Below are 25,922 nucleotides of genomic sequence, written 5' to 3' on the forward strand. Positions count from 1 at the left end.
ATCTTCAATAATTATTAATATTTCAATCAATAACCATTCATCGGAAATATATCCCCTTTGAATTAAATTGTTTAATGTCTTAAAATCTTTTCTCACTTTTGGAGCTAAATCAAAAACTAATAATCAATTATGGATATTGAGCATTTTAACCTTAATCCGAATCTTAAAATTTTAGTCACTGGGGGTGCTGGTTTTATTGGTTCAAATATTTGCGAGGCATTAATAAAAAATGGGAATAAAGTTACATGCTTAGATAACTTTGCTACTGGTAAGAAAACTAATATTTCGAAATTAATCGATAATAATAATTTTACACTTTTAGAGGGAGATATCAGAAATCTGGATACTTGTAAACAAGCTTGTATTGATGTCAACTATGTTTTGCACCAAGCTGCACTTGGTTCGGTGCCAAGGTCAATAAATGACCCTGTCACCAGTAATAGTGTGAATGTATCTGGATTCTTAAATATGCTAGTAGCGGCGAAGGATTCTGACGTAAAACGATTTATTTATGCAGCAAGCTCCTCTACTTACGGAGATTCCAAAATAATGCCTAAAGTAGAAGATCGAATTGGAAAACCCTTGTCACCTTATGCAATAACAAAATATGTTAATGAACTCTATGCTGATGTTTTTTCGAAAACTTATGGTTTGGAAACAATAGGTTTGCGCTATTTCAATGTATTTGGGCGTAAACAAGATCCTAATGGAGCGTATGCCGCTGTAATACCTAAATTTACCACGCAGTTAATGAATCATGAATCCCCAATGATAAATGGAGATGGGAGTTTTTCGAGAGATTTTACTTACATTGATAATGTTATTGAAATGAATATAAGATCAATTTTGACAACTAATCCAGACGCTATCAATACCATATATAATGTTGCTTTTGGAGAACGTACTAATTTAAATCAACTTATTGAGCATCTAAAGATATTTTTGAGTGAGTTTGATTCGAATATTAAGTCTATTGAGGTAAAATACGGGGATATTAGAAAGGGAGATGTTCCTCATTCCTTGGCCTCTATAGAAAAGGCTAAAAAATTACTTGGTTACAATCCTCAATTCGATATCATTAAGGGGTTAAAGGAAGCTACTAAGTGGTATTGGGATAATTTAAGAAAATAGTTTAACATGACTTTTCTAATATTAAATATTTAAAAAAATGAATAAAAATATTGCCGTAATAGGTCTTGGTTATGTTGGTTTGCCTTTAGCCAGATTGTTCGCAACAAAATATGCTGTAGTTGGTTTTGACATAAATAAAAAAAGAGTTGAAGAATTAAATTCGGGAATTGACACCACCTTAGAAGTTGATAATGACACTTTACACTCTGTGCTAAAGAGTTCTTGTAATGAGACGAAAGGTTTGTTTTGTACTGATGATTTAAATAATATTTCCAAATGTAATTACTATATCGTTACTGTTCCCACACCGGTTGATAAAACTAATAGACCAATATTAACTCCACTTTATAAGGCAAGTGAGACCGTTGGCGAAGTATTAAAATCAGGAGATATTGTCATTTATGAATCTACTGTGTATCCCGGTGTAACTGAGGAAGAATGTGTCCCTGTTCTAGAAAAAATTAGCGGATTAAAATTTAATAAGGATTTTTTCGTAGGTTATTCCCCAGAACGAATCAATCCTGGAGATAAGGAACATACTGTTGATAAAATTCTGAAGGTTACTTCTGGTTCTACGCCAAAAATAGGTAAAAAAGTTGATGAGCTTTATGCTTCTGTTATATCTGCGGGAACTCATTTGGCACCAACTATTAGGGTTGCAGAGGCAGCAAAAGTTATAGAGAACTCACAACGTGATATAAATATTGCCTTTGTTAATGAATTGGCCAAAATATTCAACTTAATGGGAATAGACACTAATCAAGTATTAGAGGCAGCAGGAACCAAATGGAATTTCTTACCATTTAAGCCTGGTTTAGTTGGTGGCCATTGCATTGGCGTGGACCCCTATTACCTTGCTCAAAAAGCACAGGAGTATGGCTACCACCCTGAAATAATCCTGGCGGGAAGAAGAATGAATGATACCATGGGTAAGTATGTGGCTTCTGAGGTCGTAAAAATAATGGTCCAAAAGGAGTTGAAAATTAAAGGGGCTAAGATATTAATATTGGGAATCACTTTTAAAGAAAATTGTCCAGATGTCCGAAATACAAAAGCTGTGGATGTTATCTCTAACCTGCAAAGTTATGGAGCTGAATTGACGGTATATGACCCTTGGGCTTCACCTCTAGAAGTTGAAAAAGAATATTCCCTTTCTACTATAGTAGATGTTCCAGAAGAAAAATTTGATGCTATAGTCTTAACTGTTGCACACAAGGAGTTCTTGAAATTAAAGTTGAGAAAATTACTGAGTACTGATGGTATTATTTATGATGTAAAAGGCATTTTAGAGGAGAAGGTGGATGGTAGACTTTAAGACGTGATTTTCATTTTTTGAACCATTGTTGATACCCAGTATATTATACTGGGTTTTTTATATACATTACTAATCTCCATGTAGATTAGTTTCTTCAGTAAGCGAATTAAGAATAATTTGATTTACTTTTAGATATTATGTATTAGTTTGTACATGACAATTTCCATGACTATTTTATTCTTGATAGTCTAAAAATTCTACTCTTAAGATTTTATTTTAAAACAACACTTTGCAAAGAAGTAAAAAAGCTTTGCATCTAAGATGCTCACTTTACATCCGGATACCACTAAACGCAAATGGAATTAGTTGTTTAAGAAAATTCTTATTGTCAGTCCTTCCTATATATTTTTTAGTACCGATGTTAAATTTGTTAAAAAAAAGGTGCGTTCATCGAATAAGTGATTTTCAAAAAACTAAAAGTGTCATGTTTCACGTAATACTCTGGTAAGTAAAATGCATTTTGTCGAAAAAAACTCAAATTTCATCGATGAAATGAAAATTTAAAATAGATTTGGAAAACCCAAATATTAATGTTTAAAAAGTACGTATGAAACTTAACCTAAATTACGCTGCCCCGGCGTCATTGTTTTTTGTTATTATTGTTTTATTAACTTCTTGTAGTAAAGATTCTGATTTGTTATCTGATTATGTGATTACAGATCCACTAAATAGTATAAATTTAAATACTTATGTGTCAGATGACTTTTATAAAGTAAGTCCTGAAAGTAACGTAACCTTAGATGTTCTCGCAAACGACTCATTTGAAAATCCAGAAGAAATTATAATTTCAGGTACCACTTCTCCAAATTATGGAACAGTTTCAATAAATAATGATAATACATTGACTTATGAAATGTCGGCGAATAGTAACGATGAGGGTACTATTGTTGATACTTTTACTTATTCTACAGATATAATTAACGAGGATGAAACTATTACTACTGAAGAAGGTAATGTGACGGTTGTGGTTGGTACCGCCAATAGAAGTTACGGAGAGCTTAAGGCTTTTCCAGGAGCTTATGGTGCAGCTTCTAATATAACTGGCGGTCGTGGACAGAAAGTATTTAGGGTGACTAATTTAGAAGATAATGGTGCAGGTTCTTTCAGGGCCGCATGGGGTAGTAATAGGGTTATAATCTTTGATGTATCTGGAACGATTGAGCTTTATTCACCATTATCAGGTAGTGTTAATAATGTCACTGTGGCAGGTCAAACTGCTCCGACAGGAGGTATAACCTTTACGGGAGGTTTGACTAACAGACCTTTATTTGAATTAGCGAACTTAAATAATGTTATATTTAGATTTATAAGGGTAAGGCCGAAATATTATCAAGGTGGAAACTCTGATGCCTTCCAATGTAATAATTGTGATAATATAATAGTGGATCATTGTTCCTTTAGCTGGGGAGGTGATGAAGCCATTGATTTCCCAGGAGCGCCAAATAATCTTACGCTTCAATACTGTATAATGGCAGAAAGTTCTACTGGCACTACGGCAGGAGATACATACAGTAACGGATCAAGTTTTTCATATTTGCGCAATTTGTATACAAATATTAGCCATAGATTTCCGGCATGTAGTCCTGATAATCAAGTTGACATCATTAATAATGTCGTTCACAATTGGTACAGTAGGCTAATCATTTCAGCGAATAATAACAATGTAAAGCACAATGTTATAGGCAATTATTGGCAAAGAGGGCAAGTTCCTCTGGCTGTAGCCGAAAGGGTCAACTGGATAGACGTAACTGGTGCTGGGCAACCATTCCCATTGATTTATAGTTATAACAATTATATAAATGATGTGACAACAACTCTAAATCAAAATGACTATAGCACTGTATGGGTTCATAGATGGGGGTCCAATAGCAGTCCGTCATTTAATTATGCTTTGCAGATGTCTTCAGCAATAACTTCTCCTATAAGTTTTAAAAGTGAAAATCAATTTCCTCTTTTAGGAAAGGGTATTCCACTTTTAAATCCTATTGAAGCAAAAGAGAATGTAGAGAACAGTGCTGGAGCTAACGCTTCTTTGGATGAAGTAGGAAATGTAAGAATTGAGTGGGATTTCATAGATGACCTATATAGATTTGATGTAAAAAACAATACTTATACAAGTTACAGTTATCCAATAAACCCTATTGGATACCCACATTATATTTCTTTTCATTCTAAAGTGAGCAATATTCCCATCAACAAACGTGAATCAAATTTTGATAGCGACAATGATGGTATGCCAGATTCTTGGGAAATTTTACAAGGTTTAGACCCAAATAATAGTATTGATGGATCAGAGGATATTAATGGAGACGGTTATACAAATTTAGAAGACTATTTGAATCAAGTAGATTTTTAATTTAAAGGTTTTATTTCTTTTTTAAAATACTTTTAAAGTTTTTACGTAACACGGTTCTTGATATAAATATATAACTAAGATTTTGATTTAATTTCACTACTATTTTTTTCTAGTACTTTAAATATTAGAATAGAGGGAATAAAAGTTAATACCATAATTAATTTATGAAATGGCCTTTTAATTTCAAGGATTGTATTATTAAATGATTTCTTAGAAAGTATTGAGTATTTCCAAAGAGAAAAAAATTGTTTTAGATACTCTTTAGGCCCCATTATTTTCCCAGCTTTTGGAATTATATTGTTTATAAACCAAATGTAAAAATAGCTTCTTACCTCTAAAGCCTTGATAGATAAATCAGTATCTTTCATTAATTGATTACCGGCATCTTGATAATACTTTCTTAGAGGTTCATTTAAATAAACTGTCTGATAATTTAAACCAATTTGTGACCAAATATAACTTTCCGGAAAAAACTTAGCGCCCTTAAGTATTGGAAATTTATATTTTTTGAGAATATCAACTCTAGTACATCCCCATTTTTCCCCATTCACTTTCTTTTTATAAATAATTTCAAAATAATTAGATATGCCTTCTAAAGGAAATTTATCCCCAACTATCATATCATCTTCATCTACACATAGAACTGAAATACCAGATATATCATCACCTTTATATTTAGACCATTTGTTCTTAAAAATCTCTAGAGATGTGGGAATAAAACTATCATCCGAATCAGCAGGGACCAATAGCTCTCCTTTAGCTTCTTCTATAGCTTTGTTAAAAGCAATATGTTTACCACTATTCTTTTGGTGAAATATGTGTACTGGAAAATCAGCATTTTCTTTATAAGAATCAAGTAACGATTCAATACCATCCTGCGAGCCATCATTAATAATAATCCATTCAAAATTTTTATAAGTCTGATTATTTAAACTATCCCACACTCTATATATGGTGTGCTTGCGATTATAGACTGGGGTAAATATTGTAAAAAACAAATCAGGCATTTTTTTTGCTTTCGAATTAGTATCAGAATTATTTAGTTTAGTCATTAATAAGCTTGATTGTTCATTATGAAATTAGTGTCCGAACTAAAAGTCTTTCTAAATTTTTAACCTATAAATTATCGTAATATATAATTTTACTTAATGATTAAACGATATTAGCCTCTGATTCTTGCGATTAAATTAGAGATACTTGAAAGTGTTTAGAATTATTCTTAAAACTGAAAGAAGAATTATTGCTGCCCCAAGCTTTAACTTACATAATTAATTTAAAATAAAGTTCAATCTTAAGTTTTTAATTCAAAACTAAAATGTTAAAAACCAATAATCTAAAACATTCGGTAAAACCTAAAACTCTACTAATTTTTAAACCTACAACCGTTTTTTTACATTATTCATCTAATAATAATTATAATTGGATTTAATCGAATATAATTATACGTTCATATATTAAACCAGCGTAAATTATTATTTTTTTTAGATATTTGCTAGACTTCTATGGGTTTGAAACAATCTCTTTTTCTATTTATCTAATCACAGTTTTTTTAACAAACTAAAATAGCGTTTTGATATCACGAAATATCTTTAAAAGGAGCTAGAAGAGAATATTAGATTATAATTAAAACATTTTTTAAAAAGCCATATTTGAAGCTAAATAACTCATTATTTTCAATAAGTTACATTTGTGAAGAATAAAACCCCTTTTATAGATAGACTTATCTCTTTTTTGCTATTTCTAGGGCTAACCTTTGGATTGATTTTTATCTACTTTGCTCAGGAACGTCACTATAATACATTAGTTTACGGTAATTTATTACTTGGAACGGAAAGATATTTGAGAATTCTATGCGTAATGCTTGTGTTTTTGGTATCTGTTTTGGCTATTTTTCGGTCAAAGTCTCGTTACACTTTAAATGTTTATGCAGCTTATGTAGTGCTTCTTGGATATATTACATTAAATTATGTTCTCTACGGTGCTGATATTTTTGACACTACCAAATTGATGGACACAAAAGGAATTGGACCTTGGATTTGTATGGGCTTAATTTTTGTTTCACAAAATGACGGGATTTTTAAAAATATCAAAATTTTCCTTTTTATAACTGTTTTCGTGATTTTTGCACTTTCAGTATATAATTTTATAGATTATGGTGTTGGGGCTTATCGCGGAGAAGCAATAGCAAAATATTTGGTCTATGCTGTAAATATGGTATGGATAGCTCCATACGTTTTCCTTATTCTCAAGAATAAGGTAAAATTTGCCAAATTTAGATTTTTAGTTCTTTTACCAGGGGTTTTCCTTGCACTTATTACCCAGACAAGGTCATTTTTATTGATTTATTTTTTGGTTTTATTATTTGATTTTTTTCATACCAAAAAGAAGACTTTATACATATTATTTGGGAGTATTTTAGCCTTTGGCTTTATGGCTCTGTTGCTATCCTCAGAAGCTCTAAGCAGTTCTTACAAATTATTAGGTAAAAGAGGATTGGAGGATAGCAGGACTAGTCAGTTAGTTCAATTTACAGATCAAATAAATATAATTGAATTAGTTGTCGGTAAAGGTCCAGACGCAACATGGAGTTTTTCCGGATTTGCATACCAACATTTGGACAATCAATGGATGCTTTTGCTATGGTGGGGTGGCCTTATACCTTTTCTAATGTATTTTTATCTTACAGCTTTTATTCCCGTAAAAATGTTCTTGAAAACCGATGACTATGAGACTAAAGTAGAATCGTTTATTTTGATTCTTTGGACACTCGCTTGTGGCGGGATGGCAATCTTTTCTACTATGTCAGTCGAATTTTACTTTTTTGTAATATGCCTCATTCAAGGAAGGTTACTTCACAAATACAGCTTAATAAAATGACGGTAAAAAAAAGTGATGTATATAAAATAATTGCTCTGTATGGTTCTTCATTTATAAACATGGTTCTTGGTGTTTTGACAAGTATCTTGAACACTAGAATATTAGGCACGGCCAGCTTTGGAGATTTAAAATTTATAGAGACAATTGTTCGTTTCTTTGCAAGTGTAACAACGGCGGGATTTTTTGTTTCGATTACAAGATTGATTGCCATCAACAATAATAAATCCTATCAAAAAAAATGCTGGGTTTTTTTGTTATTGTTCTTTTGATAATGATTGTGATTGCGACTGCTTTAGTATTTATATTTTCTTATGTTGAACCAGTTTATTTTAATAATGGAACAGGGCACTTATTAAGGAAATTTTCCTTTATTGTAGCCGCAATTTTAGTTAGCTCTGCATTAGCAGATATATTAAGAGGACTTAATTACATATACACGTTGGTATTTCTGAGTGTCACACCAGCAATTCTATATGTAGCATTTGTTTATCCTTTAAATTTAAACTATGAAATTAGCCTTGAGAATATTATTGCTTTACAATATGGATTGCTATTTCTTATACCATTATTAGTAATTATAAAACTAAAACCTATACTAAAATATGATTCTAAAATTTCGAAAGAAGTCTTTTTAGAAAATAAGACAAATGGACGTCCAATCTACTTTGGAGGTCTTGCAGGAGTTGCTACTACTCATCTTGCTGGGTTTTCTATCTCATATTATCTGGACAATACTCAAGTTGGGTTTTATATGCTTGCCCTCACCATGTGTTCCCCGCTTCTTGTAATACCTTCAGTTTTGGGAACTGCCTATTTCAAACAGTTTGCCGTGATAAGAAAAATACCTGTAAAAATAATATTATTAACGCTAATTATAAGTTTATTAGCTATTTTCATATTCCTATTTATTATCGAAGATGTTATAATTTATTTTTATACAGAGCGTTATCTTCCCGTAAGTGGGATTGCAAAGATTTTAATTATTTCTTTTCTTTTCCATGGATTAGGAGATTTGATTAATCGCTTTTTGGGTGCCAAAGGAAAAGGAAAAATATTAAGAAACGCTGCTTTCATAGTGGGGGCAGTAAATATCATAGGTTATACTCTCCTAGCAAATTTTTTTGGAATGAACGGCGTTGTATTAACGAGAGTTTTAGGGAGTTTGACATACCTATTATTAATGTGGTTATACTATAAAAATTTTATTAGAAATTCAAAAAATGTTCAAAAATAAGACACTTCTAATTACTGGAGGAACTGGATCTTTTGGGAACGCTGTACTAAATCGATTTTTAGAAACAGACATAAAAGAGATTCGTATTTTCTCGCGAGACGAGAAGAAACAAGATGATATGCGGAACCAGTTAAAGAATAACAAGGTAAAATTCTATATAGGTGACGTACGTAATTACTCTAGTATTGACAAGGCCATGCGAGGTGTAGATTATGTATTTCACGCCGCTGCTTTAAAACAGGTGCCGTCCTGCGAATTTTTTCCATTAGAAGCAGCAAAAACCAATGTTTTCGGTACACAAAATACCATTGATGCCGCCGTTGCTAATAAAGTAAAACGAATTATCTGCTTAAGCACGGATAAAGCCGCATATCCTATAAACGCCATGGGTATTAGTAAAGCCTTAATGGAAAAAGTGGCCGTGGCAGCCTCCAGAAACATTCAAAACGACGATACTATTGTTTGTCTTACTCGTTATGGTAATGTAATGGCTTCTAGAGGTTCTGTAATACCTTTATTTGTAAAGCAGATTGAGGAAAAAATACCGTTAACGGTTACCGACCCTAAAATGACGCGCTTTTTAATGTCCTTGGAAGACGCCGTAGATTTGGTGTTATTTGCCTTTGAACATGGGAACCAAGGAGATCTATTCGTTAACAAGGCGCCTGCAAGTACCATCGGTGATCTAGCCAATGCCGTAAAGGATATTTTTAATGCCGATAACGAGATAAAAGTAATCGGTACTAGGCATGGCGAAAAACTATACGAAACCCTGTGTACGCGAGAGGAGATGCAAAAGGCCCAGGATATGGGAGATTTTTACCGAATCCCTGCCGATAATCGCGACTTGAATTATAGTAGGTATTTCTCCGAGGGGGAGACCAACATCAGCGAAATTGAAGATTATCACTCGCACAATACGGTTCAACTCACCAACGACGAGCTTAAAAACACCTTATTGAACCTTGATTATATAAAGGACTTACTGTAGTGAACCATCTTCAGCTTATTAAAGGAGGTACATTTTCTGACCCGAGGGGAACATTAAAGTTTTTCAACGGGTTTCATATGTCCCCTGTTGTAAGAATGTATGAAATAGCACCAATGGACACGGAGGTCATTAGAGCTTGGCAAGGTCACAGGTTGGAAAGAAAATGGTTTTATTGTATACAGGGTGAATTTATCATTAACATCGTTACGGTAGATAATTTTCACAATCCTTCGGCTACTACCAAGCCAAAAAAGATAATTCTAAGCGAAAAGAAACCATTTATATTGGAATTACCCGGAGGCGTTGCCTCTGGAATCAAAGCTGTAAAATCACAATCAAAGCTGTTGGTTTTTTCAGATTTTTCTATGGAACAATCCAAAGAAGATGATTATCGTTTTGACTTAAACTTCTGGCAGGGAGACTGGAAATCCTAAATAGTAGCATAATATATAAGGAGCAAGTATGAAATTAAAAGTAGGAGTAACCGGGCAAGCCGGATTTGTTGGATATCATCTATTCAGAACACTATTCTTAAGAGATGATATTGAACTCATTCCTTTTGAACGTAATTATTTCGAGCATCAGCAACGCCTTGGGGATTTTGTAGAAAAATGTGATGTAATCGTACATCTTGCGGCAATGAACAGGCATGAAGACCCACAGGTCATATATGACACCAATCTACGATTGGTTTCCAATCTTATTGCAGCCTGTACCTCCAGAAATGCCCGGCCACATATTCTCTTTTCCTCCTCCTCACAGGAAGAGAAAGACAATTTATACGGTAAATCCAAGAAGGATGGGAAGTTGAAATTTATTGATTGGGCCAAGGATAATGGTGGTAAAGTGACCAGTTTAACGATTCCAAACGTTTTTGGACCTTTTGGCAAACCAAACTACAACTCCGTAGTAGCCACTTTTTGCTATAAGATCGCTCATGGTGAGGAGCCCACGATTATAAATGACGGAGAGGTGGGATTGATTTATATTAATGATCTAGTAGCCTTGTTTATTTCGGTCATCGATGAAAAAATAAAAACCGCATCCATAGGGCAAAATAGCTATGAAATGGTTATTGAGCCAAATACGTTTATTAAAGTCTCCACTATTTTAAAACTCCTTAAACAGTACAAAGAGGATTACATGGGTAACGGAGTATTTCCAAATCTTGAGAAACCTTTTGAAAAGGCACTTTTCAATACTTTTCGCTGCTACGTTCCTGTAAATCATTATCCAGTAAAATATGTAAAACACACGGATAAAAGGGGTAGTTTTGTTGAAATAGCGAGAACGGAGACCAGCGGACAATTTTCATTCTCAACCACCGTTCCTTCTATTACTAGAGGAAACCACTACCACACCAGAAAAGCAGAACGTTTTGCTGTAATTAGTGGCAAGGCACTGATTCAATTGCGTAAAATTGGAACTTCTGAGGTAGTCGATTACTATTTGGACGGAGATGAGCCTGCCTATGTGGATATGCCTATTTGGCATACACATAATATTAAGAATATTGGAGATACAGAACTTATTACCTTGTTCTGGATCAACGAGCCTTATAATTCCGAGGACGCCGATACATATTTCGAAAACGTATAATTTAAAACTATATCTTGAAGAAACTAAAAGTACTTACCGTAGTGGGCACGAGGCCTGAAATCATTAGACTTTCTTGCGTATTAAATGCCCTTGATGCCAACGAGGCCATTGAACACACCTTGGTTCATACAGGTCAAAATTATGATCATGAACTCAATGGGATTTTCTTTGAAGATTTGGGTATTCGAACTCCGGACATATTCCTAAACGCAGCAGGAAAGAATGCTACGGAGACGGTAGGGAACATTTTGATAAAAATCGACCCCATTTTAGAGGATATGGCCCCGGATGCCTTTTTGGTGCTAGGTGATACCAATTCATGTTTATGTGCTATACCGGCTAAAAAAAAGAAAAATACCGGTCTTTCATATGGAAGCCGGAAATAGATGTTTCGATCAGCGCGTGCCCGAAGAAACGAATAGGAAAATTGTAGATCACGTATCCGACATAAATTTAACCTATTCCGACATAGCCCGTGAATATTTACTTCGCGAAGGACTGTCTCCAGATAGGGTCATCAAGACAGGCAGCCCAATGTTTGAGGTGCTAAACAAATTTAGATCAAAAATAGAGGCATCGGATGTACTGAAGACTTTACAATTGGAAAAAGGAAAATTCTTTGTCGTATCCTCGCACAGGGAGGAGAACATAAGTAATCCAAAAAACTTTGAAGGGCTCATAGCCTCATTGAACCTGATTGCCGAGAAGTACGACTATCCGGTTATAGTATCAACCCATCCAAGAACCAGAAATATGCTAGACGCAAAAAAAATTAAGGCACACAAAAACATACAATTTTTAAAACCCCTTGGTTTTTCAGATTATAATGCTTTACAATACCATTCTTTTGCCGTGTTATCGGATAGTGGCACTATATCTGAGGAATCTTCTATATTAAATTTTAGAGCACTTAATATTAGGGAGGCTCATGAACGGCCTGAGGCGATGGAAGAAGCTTCCGTTATGATGGTTGGTTTGAATCCTGAAAGAATTCTACAGGCTTTAGCGGCTTTAGAGGTGCAGGAAAGAAATCCAGAGCGGAACTTTAGACCAGTTGCAGATTACTCCATGCCCAATGTAAGCGAAAAGGTAGTGCGGATAATATTGTCCTATGTAGACTATGTTAATAGGGTTGTTTGGTCTAAGGAAAGTGATAAATAGAAATGGAATTTACTTATTACTATATATACAGTAATTTTGATTTTACTCAGACAAGTGCCGGTGCCACTAGAATGATATATTATGCTAAAGCTTTAGCCGACATAAATCATAAAGTTTTTTTAGTAAGTTGTTGCTCCACAAAAATAGATAACGAATGTTTTAAAGAAATGGAACCTAATATTTTCGTTTTAGAAAAGAAAAAACTAACCAAAAACTTTTTTAAAACAATTTTTTTCCTCAAGGAATTATCCTCTTTTTCAAATAGCCATTCTGGAAAAAAAGTATACATTTATTACCCATACCCTTTAGTATCTTTAGAAATTTTAGCACTTATTTTCTTCAAGTACATCAAAAGAAAGCCTGTTTACTATGAGTTAAATGAAATTCCAAAATACACATCTTCTTTTCATGCTCCCGGCTCTTTTAGAGCGTTAAAATATTCGATAAAAAGAATAGTGTTCAAAACTGTATTTACAGTTATGGAGCCATTTCTTATTTTTTACGACGGATTGATATGTATCTCAACTGCTATGGTTAATTATGGTAAAAGGTATAATAAGAATATTTTGAGAATACCTATTCTCACCGATCCCTATAAAAATATTAAAAAGTCAAGTAATCTATATGCAAAAGAAAATCTAACTAATATAGGGTTTTCTGGAAGTATTCATCCTACAAAAGAGAATCTTGATAGTTTTATAAATATAATTACTGACTTAAGAAAAAAAGGCTATAAATTATCTTTTAATTTATGCGGTACAATATTTGAAAATTATCGTAATGATTTTGTTGAAATATGCCGATTGAGAGATGAAATCAATTATTACGGGAACTTAAATCCTAAGGAATTTTCTACATTTTTGAGCCAACAAGATATTCTTGTGATTCCTAGAGGATTTAGTTTACAAAATAAGTATGGTTTTTCAACAAAACTCTCAGACTATTTAAATCACAAGAAAATAATATTATTGACTGACATAAGCGACAACAAATTATATATCAAAGATGGATTCAATGGGTTTATTGTTCCTCCGGATAATGAGCTTGAAATGTCAAATAAATTAATATATATATATGAAAATTTATCCGTTCTAAACAAACACATAATTCCTAACGCAATTGAATCTTCTAAAAATTACTTTTATTTTAAAAATTATAAAAAAGAATTGCAAAATTTTGTCAAATAGATGCTAGAAATAGTAAGCCATAAGACTTAAAATTACTATAACTTTTAGACGTATATCTTGACAATTAGGTTTATATTTTTAAGGTTTAAGAGTTATATCATTTTCAAAACGACTGTGACAAGAATTTCAATTCTTCGGAAGAAGATTTAAAACGCTTATTGTATAATTAAAATAATTAAATAAAATTTATGTGCGGTATTTACGGATCAACGATTCCATACGCTGAAAGTGAAGTAGCTTCAAAACTTCATCGAACTTCTTTTAGAGGGCCGGACTATTCGGAATCTGAAATTTTTGTTGAGGAAAATTACCAATTGACGCTAGGTCATAATCGTTTAGCTATTATCGATTTAGATTCTCGTTCAAATCAACCATTCAATTATATGAATCTGATTTATATTGTATTTAATGGGGAAATTTATAATTTCCAAGATTTGAGAAACACCTTATTACAAAAAGGCTATACATTTAAAACTAAAGGAGATACAGAAGTCATTTGTGCGGCATATCTAGAATACGGAGAAGAATGTCCTAAATATTTAAACGGGATGTTTGCTTTTGTAATCTTTGATAAAAAACATAAAATTTTATTTGGAGCTAGAGATCGTTTAGGACAGAAACCTTTTTATTATTATCATAATAAGACAGAATTCGAATTTTCTAGTCAACTTTCTTCTATACAAATTGGTCATAATAACTTAAGTATTTCCAATTCTGCTATTCAGAATTATTTAAGGTGGGGTTACATCCCCGACCCACAATCTATTTATAATGAAATAAAGAAACTACCGCCTGGTCATGCATTTAATTATAATCTGAGTAGTGGGGTATATAATCAAAAAGCATATTGGGATTTAGACATTAAGGGTCTAAGCAAGTTTGAAGGTAGTTATCAAGATGCAAAACGAGACTTATCTACCTTATTGGATGACGCAGTACGTAAACGTATGATTGCTGATGTTCCGTTAGGTGTTTTTTTATCGGGAGGTGTAGATTCTTCATTAGTTGCAGCACTAGCACAGAAGGGAAACAGCACAAAGATTAGGACTTTTTCGATAAAATTTAACACAAAAGGTTATGACGAAAGTGGATTTGCTCAGGACGTTGCTAATCATCTTAAAACGGATCATCATACTATTGAATGTAATTACAAGGAAGGTCTTGATTTGATTCAAAATTTTAGCCATTATTATGACGAACCCTTTTCGGATTCTTCGGCTATTCCTTCTATGCTTTTGGCTAAATATACTCGAAAGCATGTTACAGTTGCTCTTTCAGGTGATGGTGGAGACGAAAGTTTTTTAGGTTATCATAGGTATAATTGGGTTAGAGTTGCAAAAGTTTTTTATCAACTGCCTGAATTTCTAAGACCTGTTTTTGTTAAAATACTTTTTATGTTTCCACACTATAGGAGTAAAGTAATTGCAGAAGTTCTAAAAAATGCAAATATTAACGATGCATATTTAAGCATGATAACCGGGGCCGTTGATGAAATTCGGAACTTAAATAATAAGGATATTTCTGATTTTTACGCACAGTACTTGTATCATAATAATAAGAATATTTATGAAAGGATATCCGATTTCGATATCAAAACTTATTTAAATGGGGACATTAATACTAAGGTTGATAGGGCCACAATGGCATATTCCTTAGAAGCACGATCCCCTTTTATGGACTATAGAGTTGTAGAATTTGCAAGATCTATACCAACCTCTTTTAAATTTACAAAAGGGAATCAGAAGCGTATTCTTAAGGATATTCTTTATGACAATGTGCCTAAGAAGATTTTTGACAGGCCTAAAGCAGGATTTGCTATACCACTAAAAGAGTGGTTTCGCGAGGATTTAAAAGGATATGTTTTGGATGAATTGGATTTTAATGGATTAAAAGCTTTACCGAATATTGATGCCTTGGAGATTCAGAAGAAAATTCAGCAACATATGAAAGGAAGTTGGAACCGAGATAGTTTAATATGGCGTTTATTAGTGCTAAAACAATGGATGAATGAAAATAGCGAGGGACTTACAATTAAATAAAAAGTCCGTTTCTATATTAATTTATAGTCTGGCAAGTGGAGGAGCGGAAAGATTTACTTCTTATTTGATGGCTTATTTTATTGAGAAAGAAATAGATGTTACTCTTATATTAATGGAGAATAACATAAAATATTCAATTCCTAGTAAAGTAAAAATAAAATTTTTAGGTAAATCCAAAAATTCAGATATCGGAATAATTAAATTCCTTAAGCTACCCATTTATGCATACAAGTATGCGAAAATGAATAAAGAATTAGAAATTAATTATTCATTTAGTCTTCTCACTAGACCAAATTTAATTAATGTTCTATCTAAAGTTTTTTTTGGAAATGAGTCAAAGGTAATAATAAGTGAAAGAGCGTATCCAAGTTTGCAATATGGCTACAATAATTTACACTCTAAAATAAACAAAATTTTAATTTCATCATTTTATGATAAATCAAATTTAATTATTGGTAACTCGGTAGGAAACTCCAATGACCTAATAGAAAATTTTAACATAAAAAAGAAAAAAATAATCACAATTCCAAACCCGGTAGATATTGATGCTATTGATATTGTAGAACCAATAGATGGGTTTTTCGATAAAGATTTTTTCAATTTAATAACTATAGGAAGACTGGATGTTGGTAAAAATCACAGGATGTTAATAAAGGCAATAAATGATTTTACAAATATCAGACTCTACATTATTGGAATAGGTGAATTAAAGAATGAATTACAAAGTCTAATTAACCATTGCAAACTTGGAGACAGAGTTTTTTTATTAGGTCACCAAAAAGACCCCTTCAAATATCTAAAATCTGCTGATCTTTTTATTTTTGGATCTAGCCATGAAGGATTTCCAAACGTACTACTGGAAGCGATGGCTTGCGGATTGCCAATTTTATCTACCAATTGCAAATCTGGCCCTGAGGAGATTTTACAACTTAAGAAGCCCAAAGAAAATTCTATCATGATTACAGATTTTGGTTTATTAGTCCCCGTCTCTAATACAGAATTAATGAAAGAGGCTATTGACTATTTTACAAAGAATCCTAAATACATGAGTTTGTGCAAAATAAATGTTAAGAAAAGAGTTATGGATTTCGAAAAGAGCCAGATTTTAAAAAGGTATACAAATCATATATTTCAATAATATTTATGTGCGGAATAAACGGATTTATAACAAATAGGAGTTCAACGAAAGAGACTTTGACTTCTCATATTTATGAGATGAACAATCTCATTTATCATAGAGGCCCAGATGATAACGGGATATTTACAGATCAACATAATGGTCTTGCAATGGGAATGCAAAGACTTGCTATCATTGACCTGAATTCAGGGAAGCAACCTATTATCTCAGATGACGGTAAGATAATTATAGTTTTTAATGGAGAAATATATAATTACTTGGAACTAAAAAGAAGTCTTGAGAATAGTGGAGTTGTTTTTAAGACACAAAGTGATACTGAAGTTATCCTAAGACTTTATGAAAAAGAGGGTGCCAATTCATTTAAGAAACTGGATGGAATGTTTGCTTTCAGTATTTATGATAAAATAAAGAACAAAGTCTTTATTGCTAGAGATTTTTTCGGTGAAAAGCCTTTATATTATTGTGAATCCGGAAATCAATTTATATGGGGGTCAGAATTAAAATCCGTCATAAATAGAATTGGTTATAAGCCTGATATTTCTACTATTGGCTTAAATTTATATTTTAGGCTTACCTACACCCCCTGTCCTTATACTATTTATAAGGATGTTTATAAGTTAGAGCCTAATTCATACATTTCTTACGATTTAGTCGACAAAACTTTTAAAATTTCCCAGATTGAGGAAGAGTCAATTCCCAGGAAGAAAAATGATGTCTCTTTTAAGGAGGCTAAAGAGAATGTGAGAAATTTAGTTTATGATAGTGTTCTTAGTCGATCTGTTTCGGATGTCCCAATTGGGACCTTTCTTTCAGGAGGAGTAGATTCTTCAGTGGTCTCGCTATGTTTATCGCAAGCCAAATCCAAACCTATAGATACATTTTCAATAGGATTCGAGAAAAAGTCTTTTGATGAAACGGACAAGTCTCGTGTGGTTGCCAATTTAATAGGAAGTAATCACCATGAATTTATTATTGGTGAAAAAGATCTTCATGAAAATGTTCATGAAATACTTCAAAATTTTGATGAACCTTTTGCCGATTCTTCTAGCTTACCAACCTATTTAGTTTCAAATAAGACAAGAAAGTACGTTAAAGTAGCTTTAACGGGCGATGGAGGAGATGAAGTCTTTGGAGGATATAATAAGTATTATGTTGGTAAAATGAACCACAATTATTCTAGAATTATACCAAAGCCTCTACACAATACATTGAAACGCATCTCATCACCTCTTCTTAAAGTTTCTAATGATAATAGGGGGTTAAGGTATAAGATAAATCGTCTTTTGACGTCTATTGATTATGATGGCAACTATTATTGGGATATAATTTCATTGGGATTTTCGAACAATTCTTTAGATCGTTATCTATTGAAAGAGCATTGGCAAGAAGATATTTTTGAATGGTACAAGGAAAAAACCAAAATATACAAACCAAATAGCCTGACTGATTTTAGGATTATTGATAAGAATATAAGTCTTGAAGGAGACATGTTGGTTAAAGTGGATAGAACCAGCATGCTTAATTCACTTGAGTGTAGAGCCCCTTTTTTAAATAAAAAAATATGGAATTACACAAACTCAATTCCTGAGAAATATTTACTTAAAGGCTGGAACAAGAAATATATTCTTAAAAAGTCTTTTGAAAACCAGTTCCCGAAGGATTTTTTGGAAAAGAGTAAAAGTGGTTTTGGTGTTCCTGTTGGCGACTGGCTTAGGTCTTCTTTAAAACTAGAACTAATAAGTTATGTTGAGCATGAGAGAATTCAGAAGCAAGGGATATTTAATTCAAATAACATTAAAAAATTAATTAACAATCACCTTACGGGCAAAGAGGATAATACTTTTAAAGTATGGACTTTTTATTGCTTCCAAAAATGGTATTACAATACTTATGAAGACTAACGGGAAGAAAAAAAGAAGTTAATTAGGATAACTACAATTCCGGGGTCGTTAAGCGGTCTTCTACATGGACAAATGAAGTATATGTCCAAACATTTTGAAGTCTTAGGCATATCATCTTCTGATGGGGACAAGTTAGCGTTGGTGGGAATAGAGGAGGGAGTAAGGGTTATCCCCGTAGAAATGACAAGAAAAATCACTCCTTTTAAAGATTTAAAAGCAGCTTATAAGCTTTATACAATTTTTAAAAGAGAAAAACCATTTATAGTACATACTCATACTCCAAAAGCTGGTACTTTAGGAATGTTGGCTGCCTACTTAGCTAGGGTACCTCATAGATTGCATACTATTGCAGGCTTACCTTTGGTTGAAACTAAAGGATTTAAAAGATTTGTTTTGGATTTTGTTGAAAATATAACCTATCGTTGTGCTACCAAAATATATCCCAATTCTTTCGGGCTCTTAGATATTATTTTGGAGAATAGATATACCGAGGATAGTAAACTTAAAGTTATTGGTAATGGTAGCTCAAATGGTATAGATTTAAACTATTTTAATCCAGAATTGTTTAATCAAAAAGAAATAATAAGTTTTAAAAAAATTAGGTTTTAAGGATTCTGATTTCGTTTTTGTTTATGTAGGAAGGTTAGTTGGTGATAAAGGAGTAAATGAATTAATTCTTGCATTCCTAAAAGTTAGTCATACATATATAAATGCCAAGTTATTGTTGGTTGGTCCCTTTGAAAATGATTTAGACCCACTATTATTAGAAACAGAAAGGATTATTAAAACAAATAAGAATATTGTTCTAACGGGTTGGGTGGATGACCCTCGTCCATATTTTGCAATAAGTAATGTTTTAGTATTTCCTAGTTATCGTGAAGGTTTCCCAAATGTAGTAATGCAATCTGGTGCTATGGGTATTCCAAGTATTGTTTCTAACATCAATGGATGTAATGAAATAATAAAGGAAAACGAGAACGGTGTAATAATTCCTGTTAAAAACGTTCAAAAATTAACTGAAGCAATGGAGAAAATGATTTCAAAGTTTCATGAAAATGATAGTATATACGATTCAATCCAAATAAGAGAATCCATTACCAAAAGATTTGAAAGAAAGATGATTTGGGATTTAGTATTGAATGAGTATCAGTATCTGGAAGGTCAATAGCGAATTTTATTTTTTGAGATTTAAAATTTATAATTGTCGGAAAAAATGTTATATAAATTTTAATATTACGTCATAATATAAATCTTTTTTTGTTGGGGTTTTTAGATTCAAAAATGGCAATACGCCCAGAATAAATCTGTGTGGTTAAATAGAATTAATATCCGCGGCCAACGACTCTACGAAGCTAAATTGCTTTTGAACGATTTAAATTTAATGATTTTTTTTCTTTCGCATATTGCCAAAGAAATCATTATTAGTTTACTAATTGTTAAAAAAACATTGATTCAGAAACGAGGTTTATTTGGGATTAGCTATTGGTGAATTAGACATAACATTGGTAAATGCGTTTAAATCTGAAATTCGATATATGAGAATACTTGAACAAATTAGAAGATTACTTTTTTGGTCTTTGGACAATTTTAAAGATAATAGTATTAAGAGTCATTTGGAAGATATCTCATTTATTTTGGAAAATTTTACTTCAGAAAAGTCAAAACAAAGGAGAGATAGTATTTTATATAATTATTTAAAACATGCAGTAGATAGTACGCCTTGGTATTTCAAATTTAAGGGTTTTAAAGATATTTCAGATTTTCCGGTAATTTCGAAAATCGATATTCGAGAAGCCTACGAGGACATGTTATCATTATCTTACAGAGATAAACCATTTACTGAAATAGCAACAAGCGGTACAACTGGGATTCCTTTTCGAGTAAGGCAAGATAAAATTAAGAAAAACCGCAATTTAGCTGACACTCTTTACTTTGGTAAAAAAGGAGGTTATGTATTAGGGGATAGGCTCTATTATGTAAGAAAATGGGTGCCAGAAACAAGTAGGACAGCTTTTGGAAATTTTCTTATTAATATGGTAGAAGTAAATGTCACTGATTTTTCCAAATCGTATTTAGATAAGTTGATATCGAGAATGGAGCTGGATGTTTCTAATAAAGCGCTTATAGGTTATTCTTCAGCATTTACGGATATCTGTAGACATTTAGAATCTGAGAATAGGACTCCTCTTGAAAGAAATTTCAAATCTATTATAGCTGTTGCTGAAGCACTTAGCCCAAACACAAAAAAGTCTATGGAAACTTTTTTTGGTTGTCCTGTAGTAACAAGGTATTCAAATTCTGAAAATGGAATATTCGCTCAACAGAGCAATGAAACCGGGGATGATTATCATATCAATTGGGCCAGCTATTACGTTGAAATATTACAATTGGACAATGATAATCCCGTATCTGAAGGGCAAATGGGCAGAATTGTAATTACTGATTTATTTAATTATTGTATGCCAATGATTAGATATGATACGGGAGATTTAGGAGTGATGGAGAAGAGAGATAAGGATTGTGCGCCTTTGTTGACTAAAATTGAAGGTCGCCGTATGGATGTTCTTTATAGTACTAAAGGCGAACCGCTTTCTCCATACGTTGCCTTTGAAATGGAATACTTTACAGAATTGAAGCAATTTCAACTCATTCAGGAATCAGAAAAAGAATATACTGCTAAATTAAATTTGGACGGAGTTTTTATGAACGAAGAAGGATTAATTAAAAGGCTCAAAAAATATCTTGGTAAAGATGCAGTCATTAAATTTGAATATGTGAAAGCCTTTCCTCAGCTTGCTTCAGGAAAAAGAAGGTTAACCGTAAATAATTATAAAAAAGTAGTCTAGCTTATTATTTTTTTAACAATAGTATGTTTGCAACATAAAAATTATGCCCCGTATCTATCCAATTGTAAAACGTAGTCTTGATTTTTTTACTGCTCTATTAGTATTAGTAGTTTTTTCACCTATTATTTTACTGATTTTTGTAATGCTCCTTTTTGCTAATGAGGGGAAACCTTTTTTTCAACAGCAACGGCCTGGTCGCCATAAGAAAGTATTTACCATAAATAAGTTCAAGACCATGAACGATAAAAAAGATGCTTCGGGAAAGCTTTTGCCAGATGGTAAACGTCTAACACCAATCGGCATTATTATTAGAAAAACATCCTTAGATGAGTTGCCTCAACTTTTCAATGTACTTAAAGGAGATATGAGTTTTGTTGGCCCAAGGCCACTGTTGGTACGCTATCTACCTTTCTATACCAAGGAGGAAGAGCTAAGGCATACGGTAAGGCCGGGTATATCGGGTCTTGCTCAGGTTTCTGGAAGAAATACGGTTAAATGGGACGATAGACTTAAATTGGACATAGAATATGTTGAGAACCTATCTTTTTGGTTGGATATGAAAATTCTTCTGCTCACCGTTTTACGTGTCATACAGTCAAAGGATGTTTCTGTGGATCCCACGGTTTTGATGCCCGCCTTGGACGTGGAACGTAGCATTAAAATGGAAAGCAAATAGACCTTTAATTCACCTTACACTTTCAGATTTGTTAGATTAAAATTCATGAGGTCTAGTGCTTCTCTTGAATTTACAATATTGCCTCAAGTAAATACATAGGTGTATTTAAGATTTAAAATTTTATTCATTGATTATTTGGTAATTTAGTATTCGATAAAATTTTAATGCAACTCATGAAATATTTCTTACAACTGCTTATTTTCATATTTTTCACAGTTGCTCCCGTGATGGTGACAGCACAAGAGGATAATTTACCCGCTGACAAAGTTGTGGTAGTTGATGAACAAGAAGAGGCAAAAGAAGTTAAGCGAAAAGTAGAAAAAGCCGAAAAAGAAGCGCGCCTTTTAGATAAAAAGGAAAAAGAAGCTAAGAAGGTAGAAAAATTAAAAAAGGAAATTAAGTCTAGAGAAAAATCCATTGATAAAGACGCTAAAAAAGCGATAAGACTTCAAAATAAAATAGAAAAGGGAAAGATTAAAGGCACTCTGGCGCCAGTGGATATCCAAAAGATGGAAGAAAAAATTTTGGACCTGAATGCTAAGATTTTAAAGAATAAAGGGAAATTGGATAAGTTAAAAAGGAAACAATAATTTATTACATTTCAAATGTTTTCTGTAACAATTGCTCTTTTTTTGAGACGTATATGGTAGTTATTCATCATAAATCAATCAAAAAATGGAAATTGTAAATCAAAACATCGCATTAAGGGAGGATAGAAAATTAATCGTAATTGCCCATCTCTCCCAATACTTGGATTTTATTACTGGATTTGGAGGCCTCATAGTGCCGCTAGTGCTATGGCTTACTACGAAAGATTCCGTTATTGGAATGGATGAACATGGGAAGGCTATCGTTAATTTTCAACTCAGCCTGATACTTTACATTATTATAGGTATACCTGCAATTTTACTCTTTGGTCTTGGCATTTTACTCTTAATTTTTACTGGAATGCTATCCCTACTTATACCCATTGTAAATGCAGTTAAAGCTAGCAACGGAGAATCTCCCAGCTATTTTGGGACCATTAAATTTATCGCATAGACATTTCATAATAATAAAAAAGGGCGGAGTTTAATCTGCCCTTATTTTTTTATGAATACCGACTATATTTTTCTAATTATTCAACATCACCGGCATCACCAACATGGTAATGTTTTCACCTTCATCTAACCCATCTATCGGGGTTAATATACCAGCGCGATTTGGAAGGCTCATTTCCAGGGAAACTTCGTCAGACGTAAGATTGTTAAGCATTTCGGTTAAAAACCTTGAGTTAAAACCAATCTGCATATCATCACCTTGGTAGGAACAGGTTAACCGTTCTTCGGCCTTGTTAGAGTAGTCTATGTCCTCTGCGGAAATATTAAGTTCCGCCCCAGCAATTTTAAGTCGTATTTGGTGGGTGGTTTTATTGGAAAATATAGAAACCCTTTTGACGGAGCTTAGAAATTGATTTCTAGCTATAGTCAATCTATTGGGGTTCTCCTTTGGTATCACCGCTTCGTAATTGGGATATTTCCCATCGATAAGTCTACATATCAGTTCGGTGTCATCAAAGGTAAATTTAGCGTTACTATCGTTATATTCAATGAGAACATCGGATTCACTTCCGGCCAGTATTCCTTTTAAAAGTGTCAATGGTTTTTTGGGCATAATAAATTCTGCCACTTGAGAGGCTACAACATCCGTTCGCTGATATTTCACCAATTTATGAGCATCGGTGGCGACAAAAGTTAAGTTTTCTGTAGAAAACTGAAAAAAGACTCCGCTCATGACAGGTCTTAAATCATCATTCCCAGCGGCGAAAATGGTCTTGTTTATAGCTGTTGCCAAAATATCTCCCAATAAAGTTGTAGAGCTGGGACTTGATAACTCAACGGCCTTAGGGAATTCTGCACCATCTGCGTAGGCCAAGGCGTACTTACCGTGATTGGAGCTGATCTCTACCGTATTATTGTCCTCTATTATGAAAGTCAACGGCTGTTCAGGAAATGTTTTCAGGGTTTCCAGAAGTAATCGGGCGGGTACTGCAATGACGCCTTCATTGTCGGAGTCCACATTCAAAACAGAACTCATGGTGGTCTCAAGGTCCGAAGCGGAAACCGTTAGCTTGTTCTTGTTTAAATCGAATAGAAAATTATCTAAAATAGGAAGTGTATTACTATTGTTAATCACTCCCCCAATATCTGAAGTTGTTTTAATAAGTACGTACTTGATACTATAAATTTCATTCTTTGCACTTTGTTTTGTTAGTGATGACACACCGTTTTCAATACCTTTTTATCAATCGTTTATAGATGGGTCATTCCAAACAAAGATATTTTAATTGGTCTTTTATAGGAAACAAACTTATCAACAGTACGAGCAACGTATTATAAGGCCCGAAGCACCGCCATACCAACTTTTAAAAAACCAGGGAAGAGTTTAAGCAATAGTTATTAACCATGGCGACCGAATACCAATCATTGAAAAAGGGAGAATAGCAGGGGTGTTTAAAAGGTGGTATTTTTCTTCTCTAAAGAAAATCGATGATAATAGTATCCCTATACCCAAGACCAAGTAGGGTAGAAGCTCCACCAACGGTATTCAAGTTACTTTTATAAATGGCCAATTCAATGTAATTGGAGGAATTAAAAAGTGCCAGCAGGTCACCATCACCTTTTCTTTGATTTTTATCCAAAGTAAAATCGATAATATCACTGTACGCTTTATGAATAGTCTTAATTTTATAGTTTCTAGCGTGGAGCTCAAATTCCCTTCCATTTCTATAGGCATCGAAGAGGAGCTTTTCAATGTTGGTGACTACATTGCCATAGTTATCAATATAGATAACACTTCCAATAATCTTTTTACCGTCTTCGGCAATTCTAGGTGAAAATTCCCTCAACTCTTTAAGATCTCCAAAAGGTTTGCCTACGACCTCCAGGGTTCCACCCCTAGCAATATGGCAGGCAACTTGAATGAACACGCTCATGACGGGAAATGATCCGTATAAGGGATTTGGAATACTGATTTCCACCACTTTATCCGGTTTCATTTTGGAGGTGATAAGCCCAACAACACCGGTATTTGCACTAATAAAATAGTGTCCGTTGACTAGAACGGCAATATGTTTGTTCTCGCTGGTAGCTTCGGAATCCACCCCTACGATATGTATGGTTCCCTTGGGAAAACTGTGATAACTATTTTCTAGGATATAAGCGCACTCTTGAATGTTAAAGGGGGATATGTCATGGGAAATATCAACAATTTTAGCATCGGGTAATTCTGTATAAATGGAACCTTTGAGAACCGCAACGAAGTGATCTTTGAGCCCAAAATCTGTAGTTAATGTTATTATTGCCATGCAGCAATGTTGATATGTTTTTGGTTAGTAAAACTTAATTTTACTTAAATTTGATTCACAAAATTAAACAAAAAAACAGCCAAGCGAAATTAAACTTCGAATGGTTACAATCTTACTAAATCCCA

At 33.2% G+C, this 25,922-nt stretch carries 20 protein-coding genes and 3 pseudogenes; 20 read left to right on the forward strand and 3 right to left on the reverse strand.

Translation table 11 applies throughout. The features are described 5' to 3' along the window. The first annotated feature begins 129 nt into the window (after positions 1 to 129). The 3 genes from N8A89_RS15060 to N8A89_RS15070 all read left to right on the forward strand — a co-directional run bounded on the left by N8A89_RS15060 (position 130) and on the right by N8A89_RS15070 (position 4,802). Positions 130 to 1,131, forward strand: coding sequence for an SDR family oxidoreductase (locus tag N8A89_RS15060; protein ID WP_281542971.1), 1,002 nt, complete (start codon positions 130 to 132; stop codon positions 1,129 to 1,131). Between the two features lie 37 nt (positions 1,132 to 1,168). Beyond that, a complete protein-coding gene (locus tag N8A89_RS15065; protein WP_281542972.1) occupies positions 1,169 to 2,446 on the forward strand; it encodes a nucleotide sugar dehydrogenase in 1,278 nt (425 codons plus the stop codon). Positions 2,447 to 2,993: 547 nt separating this feature from the next. After that, the gene (locus tag N8A89_RS15070; protein ID WP_281542973.1) at positions 2,994 to 4,802 is read left to right on the forward strand and encodes an Ig-like domain-containing protein; all 1,809 of its coding nucleotides are present in this window, start codon (positions 2,994 to 2,996) and stop codon (positions 4,800 to 4,802) included. Positions 4,803 to 4,876: 74 nt separating this feature from the next. Here the strand turns inward: N8A89_RS15070 and N8A89_RS15075 are convergent, their stop codons facing one another. After that, positions 4,877 to 5,854: a glycosyltransferase family A protein gene (locus N8A89_RS15075; RefSeq protein WP_289644548.1), complete on the reverse strand. Its 978-nt coding sequence runs from the start codon at positions 5,852 to 5,854 to the stop codon at positions 4,877 to 4,879. Between the two features lie 637 nt (positions 5,855 to 6,491). Between N8A89_RS15075 and N8A89_RS15080 the strand changes: the two genes are divergently transcribed. The 17 genes and pseudogenes from N8A89_RS15080 (at position 6,492) to N8A89_RS15155 (ending at position 23,492) form a co-directional block, all read left to right on the forward strand. Next, positions 6,492 to 7,679, forward strand: coding sequence for a hypothetical protein (locus N8A89_RS15080; protein WP_281542975.1), 1,188 nt, complete (start codon positions 6,492 to 6,494; stop codon positions 7,677 to 7,679). Beyond that, positions 7,676 to 7,948, forward strand: a complete 273-nt coding sequence (locus N8A89_RS15085) for an oligosaccharide flippase family protein (protein ID WP_289644549.1) — start codon at positions 7,676 to 7,678, stop codon at positions 7,946 to 7,948. Before N8A89_RS15080 ends, N8A89_RS15085 begins: the two co-directional genes overlap by 4 nt. Continuing rightward, the gene (locus N8A89_RS15090; RefSeq protein ID WP_281542976.1) at positions 7,918 to 8,913 is read left to right on the forward strand and encodes an MATE family efflux transporter; all 996 of its coding nucleotides are present in this window, start codon (positions 7,918 to 7,920) and stop codon (positions 8,911 to 8,913) included. The genes N8A89_RS15085 and N8A89_RS15090 overlap by 31 nt, the downstream gene beginning before the upstream one ends. Continuing rightward, positions 8,900 to 9,904 carry a polysaccharide biosynthesis protein gene (locus tag N8A89_RS15095; protein WP_281542977.1) on the forward strand — a complete coding sequence of 335 codons (1,005 nt, stop codon included), beginning with the start codon at positions 8,900 to 8,902 and terminating at the stop codon, positions 9,902 to 9,904. Before N8A89_RS15090 ends, N8A89_RS15095 begins: the two co-directional genes overlap by 14 nt. Positions 9,905 to 9,981: 77 nt before the next feature. Then, the gene (locus tag N8A89_RS15100) at positions 9,982 to 10,338 is read left to right on the forward strand and encodes a dTDP-6-deoxy-3,4-keto-hexulose isomerase (RefSeq protein WP_289644550.1); all 357 of its coding nucleotides are present in this window, start codon (positions 9,982 to 9,984) and stop codon (positions 10,336 to 10,338) included. Between the two features lie 28 nt (positions 10,339 to 10,366). Beyond that, on the forward strand, positions 10,367 to 11,503 hold the full coding sequence (locus N8A89_RS15105) for a polysaccharide biosynthesis C-terminal domain-containing protein (RefSeq protein ID WP_281542979.1): 1,137 nt from the start codon (positions 10,367 to 10,369) through the stop codon (positions 11,501 to 11,503). 14 nt (positions 11,504 to 11,517) lie between these two features. Then, positions 11,518 to 12,664: pseudogene (wecB, locus tag N8A89_RS15110) on the forward strand (non-hydrolyzing UDP-N-acetylglucosamine 2-epimerase). A 2-nt stretch (positions 12,665 to 12,666) separates the two neighbouring features. Continuing rightward, positions 12,667 to 13,851: a glycosyltransferase family 4 protein gene (locus tag N8A89_RS15115; RefSeq protein WP_281542980.1), complete on the forward strand. Its 1,185-nt coding sequence runs from the start codon at positions 12,667 to 12,669 to the stop codon at positions 13,849 to 13,851. Between the two features lie 188 nt (positions 13,852 to 14,039). Beyond that, positions 14,040 to 15,890, forward strand: coding sequence for an asparagine synthase (glutamine-hydrolyzing) (gene asnB / locus N8A89_RS15120; protein ID WP_281542981.1), 1,851 nt, complete (start codon positions 14,040 to 14,042; stop codon positions 15,888 to 15,890). Then, positions 15,859 to 17,028 (forward strand): glycosyltransferase, encoded by a 1,170-nt coding sequence (locus tag N8A89_RS15125; RefSeq protein ID WP_289644551.1) that lies wholly within the window; start codon positions 15,859 to 15,861, stop codon positions 17,026 to 17,028. Before asnB (N8A89_RS15120) ends, N8A89_RS15125 begins: the two co-directional genes overlap by 32 nt. Positions 17,029 to 17,033: 5 nt before the next feature. After that, positions 17,034 to 18,929, forward strand: coding sequence for an asparagine synthase (glutamine-hydrolyzing) (gene asnB / locus N8A89_RS15130; RefSeq protein ID WP_289644553.1), 1,896 nt, complete (start codon positions 17,034 to 17,036; stop codon positions 18,927 to 18,929). Positions 18,930 to 19,010: 81 nt separating this feature from the next. Beyond that, complete coding sequence (locus N8A89_RS17740) at positions 19,011 to 19,538, forward strand: glycosyltransferase (RefSeq protein ID WP_347343934.1); 528 nt, start codon at positions 19,011 to 19,013, stop codon at positions 19,536 to 19,538. Positions 19,539 to 19,581: 43 nt separating this feature from the next. Then, positions 19,582 to 20,097, forward strand: a pseudogene (locus N8A89_RS17745) (glycosyltransferase); the annotation flags it as partial. A gap of 367 nt (positions 20,098 to 20,464) precedes the next feature. Next, a complete protein-coding gene (locus N8A89_RS15140) occupies positions 20,465 to 21,775 on the forward strand; it encodes a phenylacetate--CoA ligase family protein (RefSeq protein WP_281542984.1) in 1,311 nt (436 codons plus the stop codon). 43 nt (positions 21,776 to 21,818) lie between these two features. Then, positions 21,819 to 22,451, forward strand: coding sequence for a sugar transferase (locus N8A89_RS15145; RefSeq protein ID WP_281542985.1), 633 nt, complete (start codon positions 21,819 to 21,821; stop codon positions 22,449 to 22,451). Between the two features lie 173 nt (positions 22,452 to 22,624). Beyond that, positions 22,625 to 23,041 (forward strand): hypothetical protein, encoded by a 417-nt coding sequence (locus N8A89_RS15150; RefSeq protein ID WP_281542986.1) that lies wholly within the window; start codon positions 22,625 to 22,627, stop codon positions 23,039 to 23,041. Positions 23,042 to 23,126: 85 nt separating this feature from the next. Further along, positions 23,127 to 23,492, forward strand: coding sequence for a DUF4870 domain-containing protein (locus N8A89_RS15155; protein WP_281542987.1), 366 nt, complete (start codon positions 23,127 to 23,129; stop codon positions 23,490 to 23,492). Positions 23,493 to 23,564: 72 nt separating this feature from the next. Here N8A89_RS15155 and dnaN read toward each other — a convergent pair. Both dnaN and N8A89_RS15165 read right to left on the reverse strand, forming a co-directional pair. After that, positions 23,565 to 24,682, reverse strand: a pseudogene (dnaN, locus tag N8A89_RS15160) (DNA polymerase III subunit beta). 284 nt (positions 24,683 to 24,966) lie between these two features. Then, positions 24,967 to 25,797: an SAM hydrolase/SAM-dependent halogenase family protein gene (locus N8A89_RS15165; RefSeq protein ID WP_281542988.1), complete on the reverse strand. Its 831-nt coding sequence runs from the start codon at positions 25,795 to 25,797 to the stop codon at positions 24,967 to 24,969. Positions 25,798 to 25,922 lie beyond the last annotated feature (125 nt).

Source organism: Maribacter aestuarii (assembly GCF_027474845.2).
Taxonomy (GTDB): domain Bacteria; phylum Bacteroidota; class Bacteroidia; order Flavobacteriales; family Flavobacteriaceae; genus Maribacter; species Maribacter aestuarii.

What these genes read in the sequence shown, in the direction of transcription:
- N8A89_RS15060 (WP_281542971.1), top strand. Translation starts at nt 130, where the DNA reads ATGGATATTGAGCATTTTAACCTTAATCCGAATCTTAAAATTTTAGTC.
- N8A89_RS15065 (WP_281542972.1), top strand. Translation starts at nt 1,169, where the DNA reads ATGAATAAAAATATTGCCGTAATAGGTCTTGGTTATGTTGGTTTGCCT.
- N8A89_RS15070 (WP_281542973.1), top strand. Translation starts at nt 2,994, where the DNA reads ATGAAACTTAACCTAAATTACGCTGCCCCGGCGTCATTGTTTTTTGTT.
- N8A89_RS15075 (WP_289644548.1), bottom strand. Translation starts at nt 5,854, where the DNA reads ATGACTAAACTAAATAATTCTGATACTAATTCGAAAGCAAAAAAAATG.
- N8A89_RS15085 (WP_289644549.1), top strand. Translation starts at nt 7,676, where the DNA reads ATGACGGTAAAAAAAAGTGATGTATATAAAATAATTGCTCTGTATGGT.
- N8A89_RS15090 (WP_281542976.1), top strand. Translation starts at nt 7,918, where the DNA reads ATGCTGGGTTTTTTTGTTATTGTTCTTTTGATAATGATTGTGATTGCG.
- N8A89_RS15095 (WP_281542977.1), top strand. Translation starts at nt 8,900, where the DNA reads ATGTTCAAAAATAAGACACTTCTAATTACTGGAGGAACTGGATCTTTT.
- N8A89_RS15100 (WP_289644550.1), top strand. Translation starts at nt 9,982, where the DNA reads ATGTCCCCTGTTGTAAGAATGTATGAAATAGCACCAATGGACACGGAG.
- N8A89_RS15105 (WP_281542979.1), top strand. Translation starts at nt 10,367, where the DNA reads ATGAAATTAAAAGTAGGAGTAACCGGGCAAGCCGGATTTGTTGGATAT.
- N8A89_RS15115 (WP_281542980.1), top strand. Translation starts at nt 12,667, where the DNA reads ATGGAATTTACTTATTACTATATATACAGTAATTTTGATTTTACTCAG.
- asnB (WP_281542981.1), top strand. Translation starts at nt 14,040, where the DNA reads ATGTGCGGTATTTACGGATCAACGATTCCATACGCTGAAAGTGAAGTA.
- N8A89_RS15125 (WP_289644551.1), top strand. Translation starts at nt 15,859, where the DNA reads ATGAAAATAGCGAGGGACTTACAATTAAATAAAAAGTCCGTTTCTATA.
- asnB (WP_289644553.1), top strand. Translation starts at nt 17,034, where the DNA reads ATGTGCGGAATAAACGGATTTATAACAAATAGGAGTTCAACGAAAGAG.
- N8A89_RS17740 (WP_347343934.1), top strand. Translation starts at nt 19,011, where the DNA reads ATGTCCAAACATTTTGAAGTCTTAGGCATATCATCTTCTGATGGGGAC.
- N8A89_RS15140 (WP_281542984.1), top strand. Translation starts at nt 20,465, where the DNA reads ATGAGAATACTTGAACAAATTAGAAGATTACTTTTTTGGTCTTTGGAC.
- N8A89_RS15145 (WP_281542985.1), top strand. Translation starts at nt 21,819, where the DNA reads ATGCCCCGTATCTATCCAATTGTAAAACGTAGTCTTGATTTTTTTACT.
- N8A89_RS15150 (WP_281542986.1), top strand. Translation starts at nt 22,625, where the DNA reads ATGAAATATTTCTTACAACTGCTTATTTTCATATTTTTCACAGTTGCT.
- N8A89_RS15155 (WP_281542987.1), top strand. Translation starts at nt 23,127, where the DNA reads ATGGAAATTGTAAATCAAAACATCGCATTAAGGGAGGATAGAAAATTA.
- N8A89_RS15165 (WP_281542988.1), bottom strand. Translation starts at nt 25,797, where the DNA reads ATGGCAATAATAACATTAACTACAGATTTTGGGCTCAAAGATCACTTC.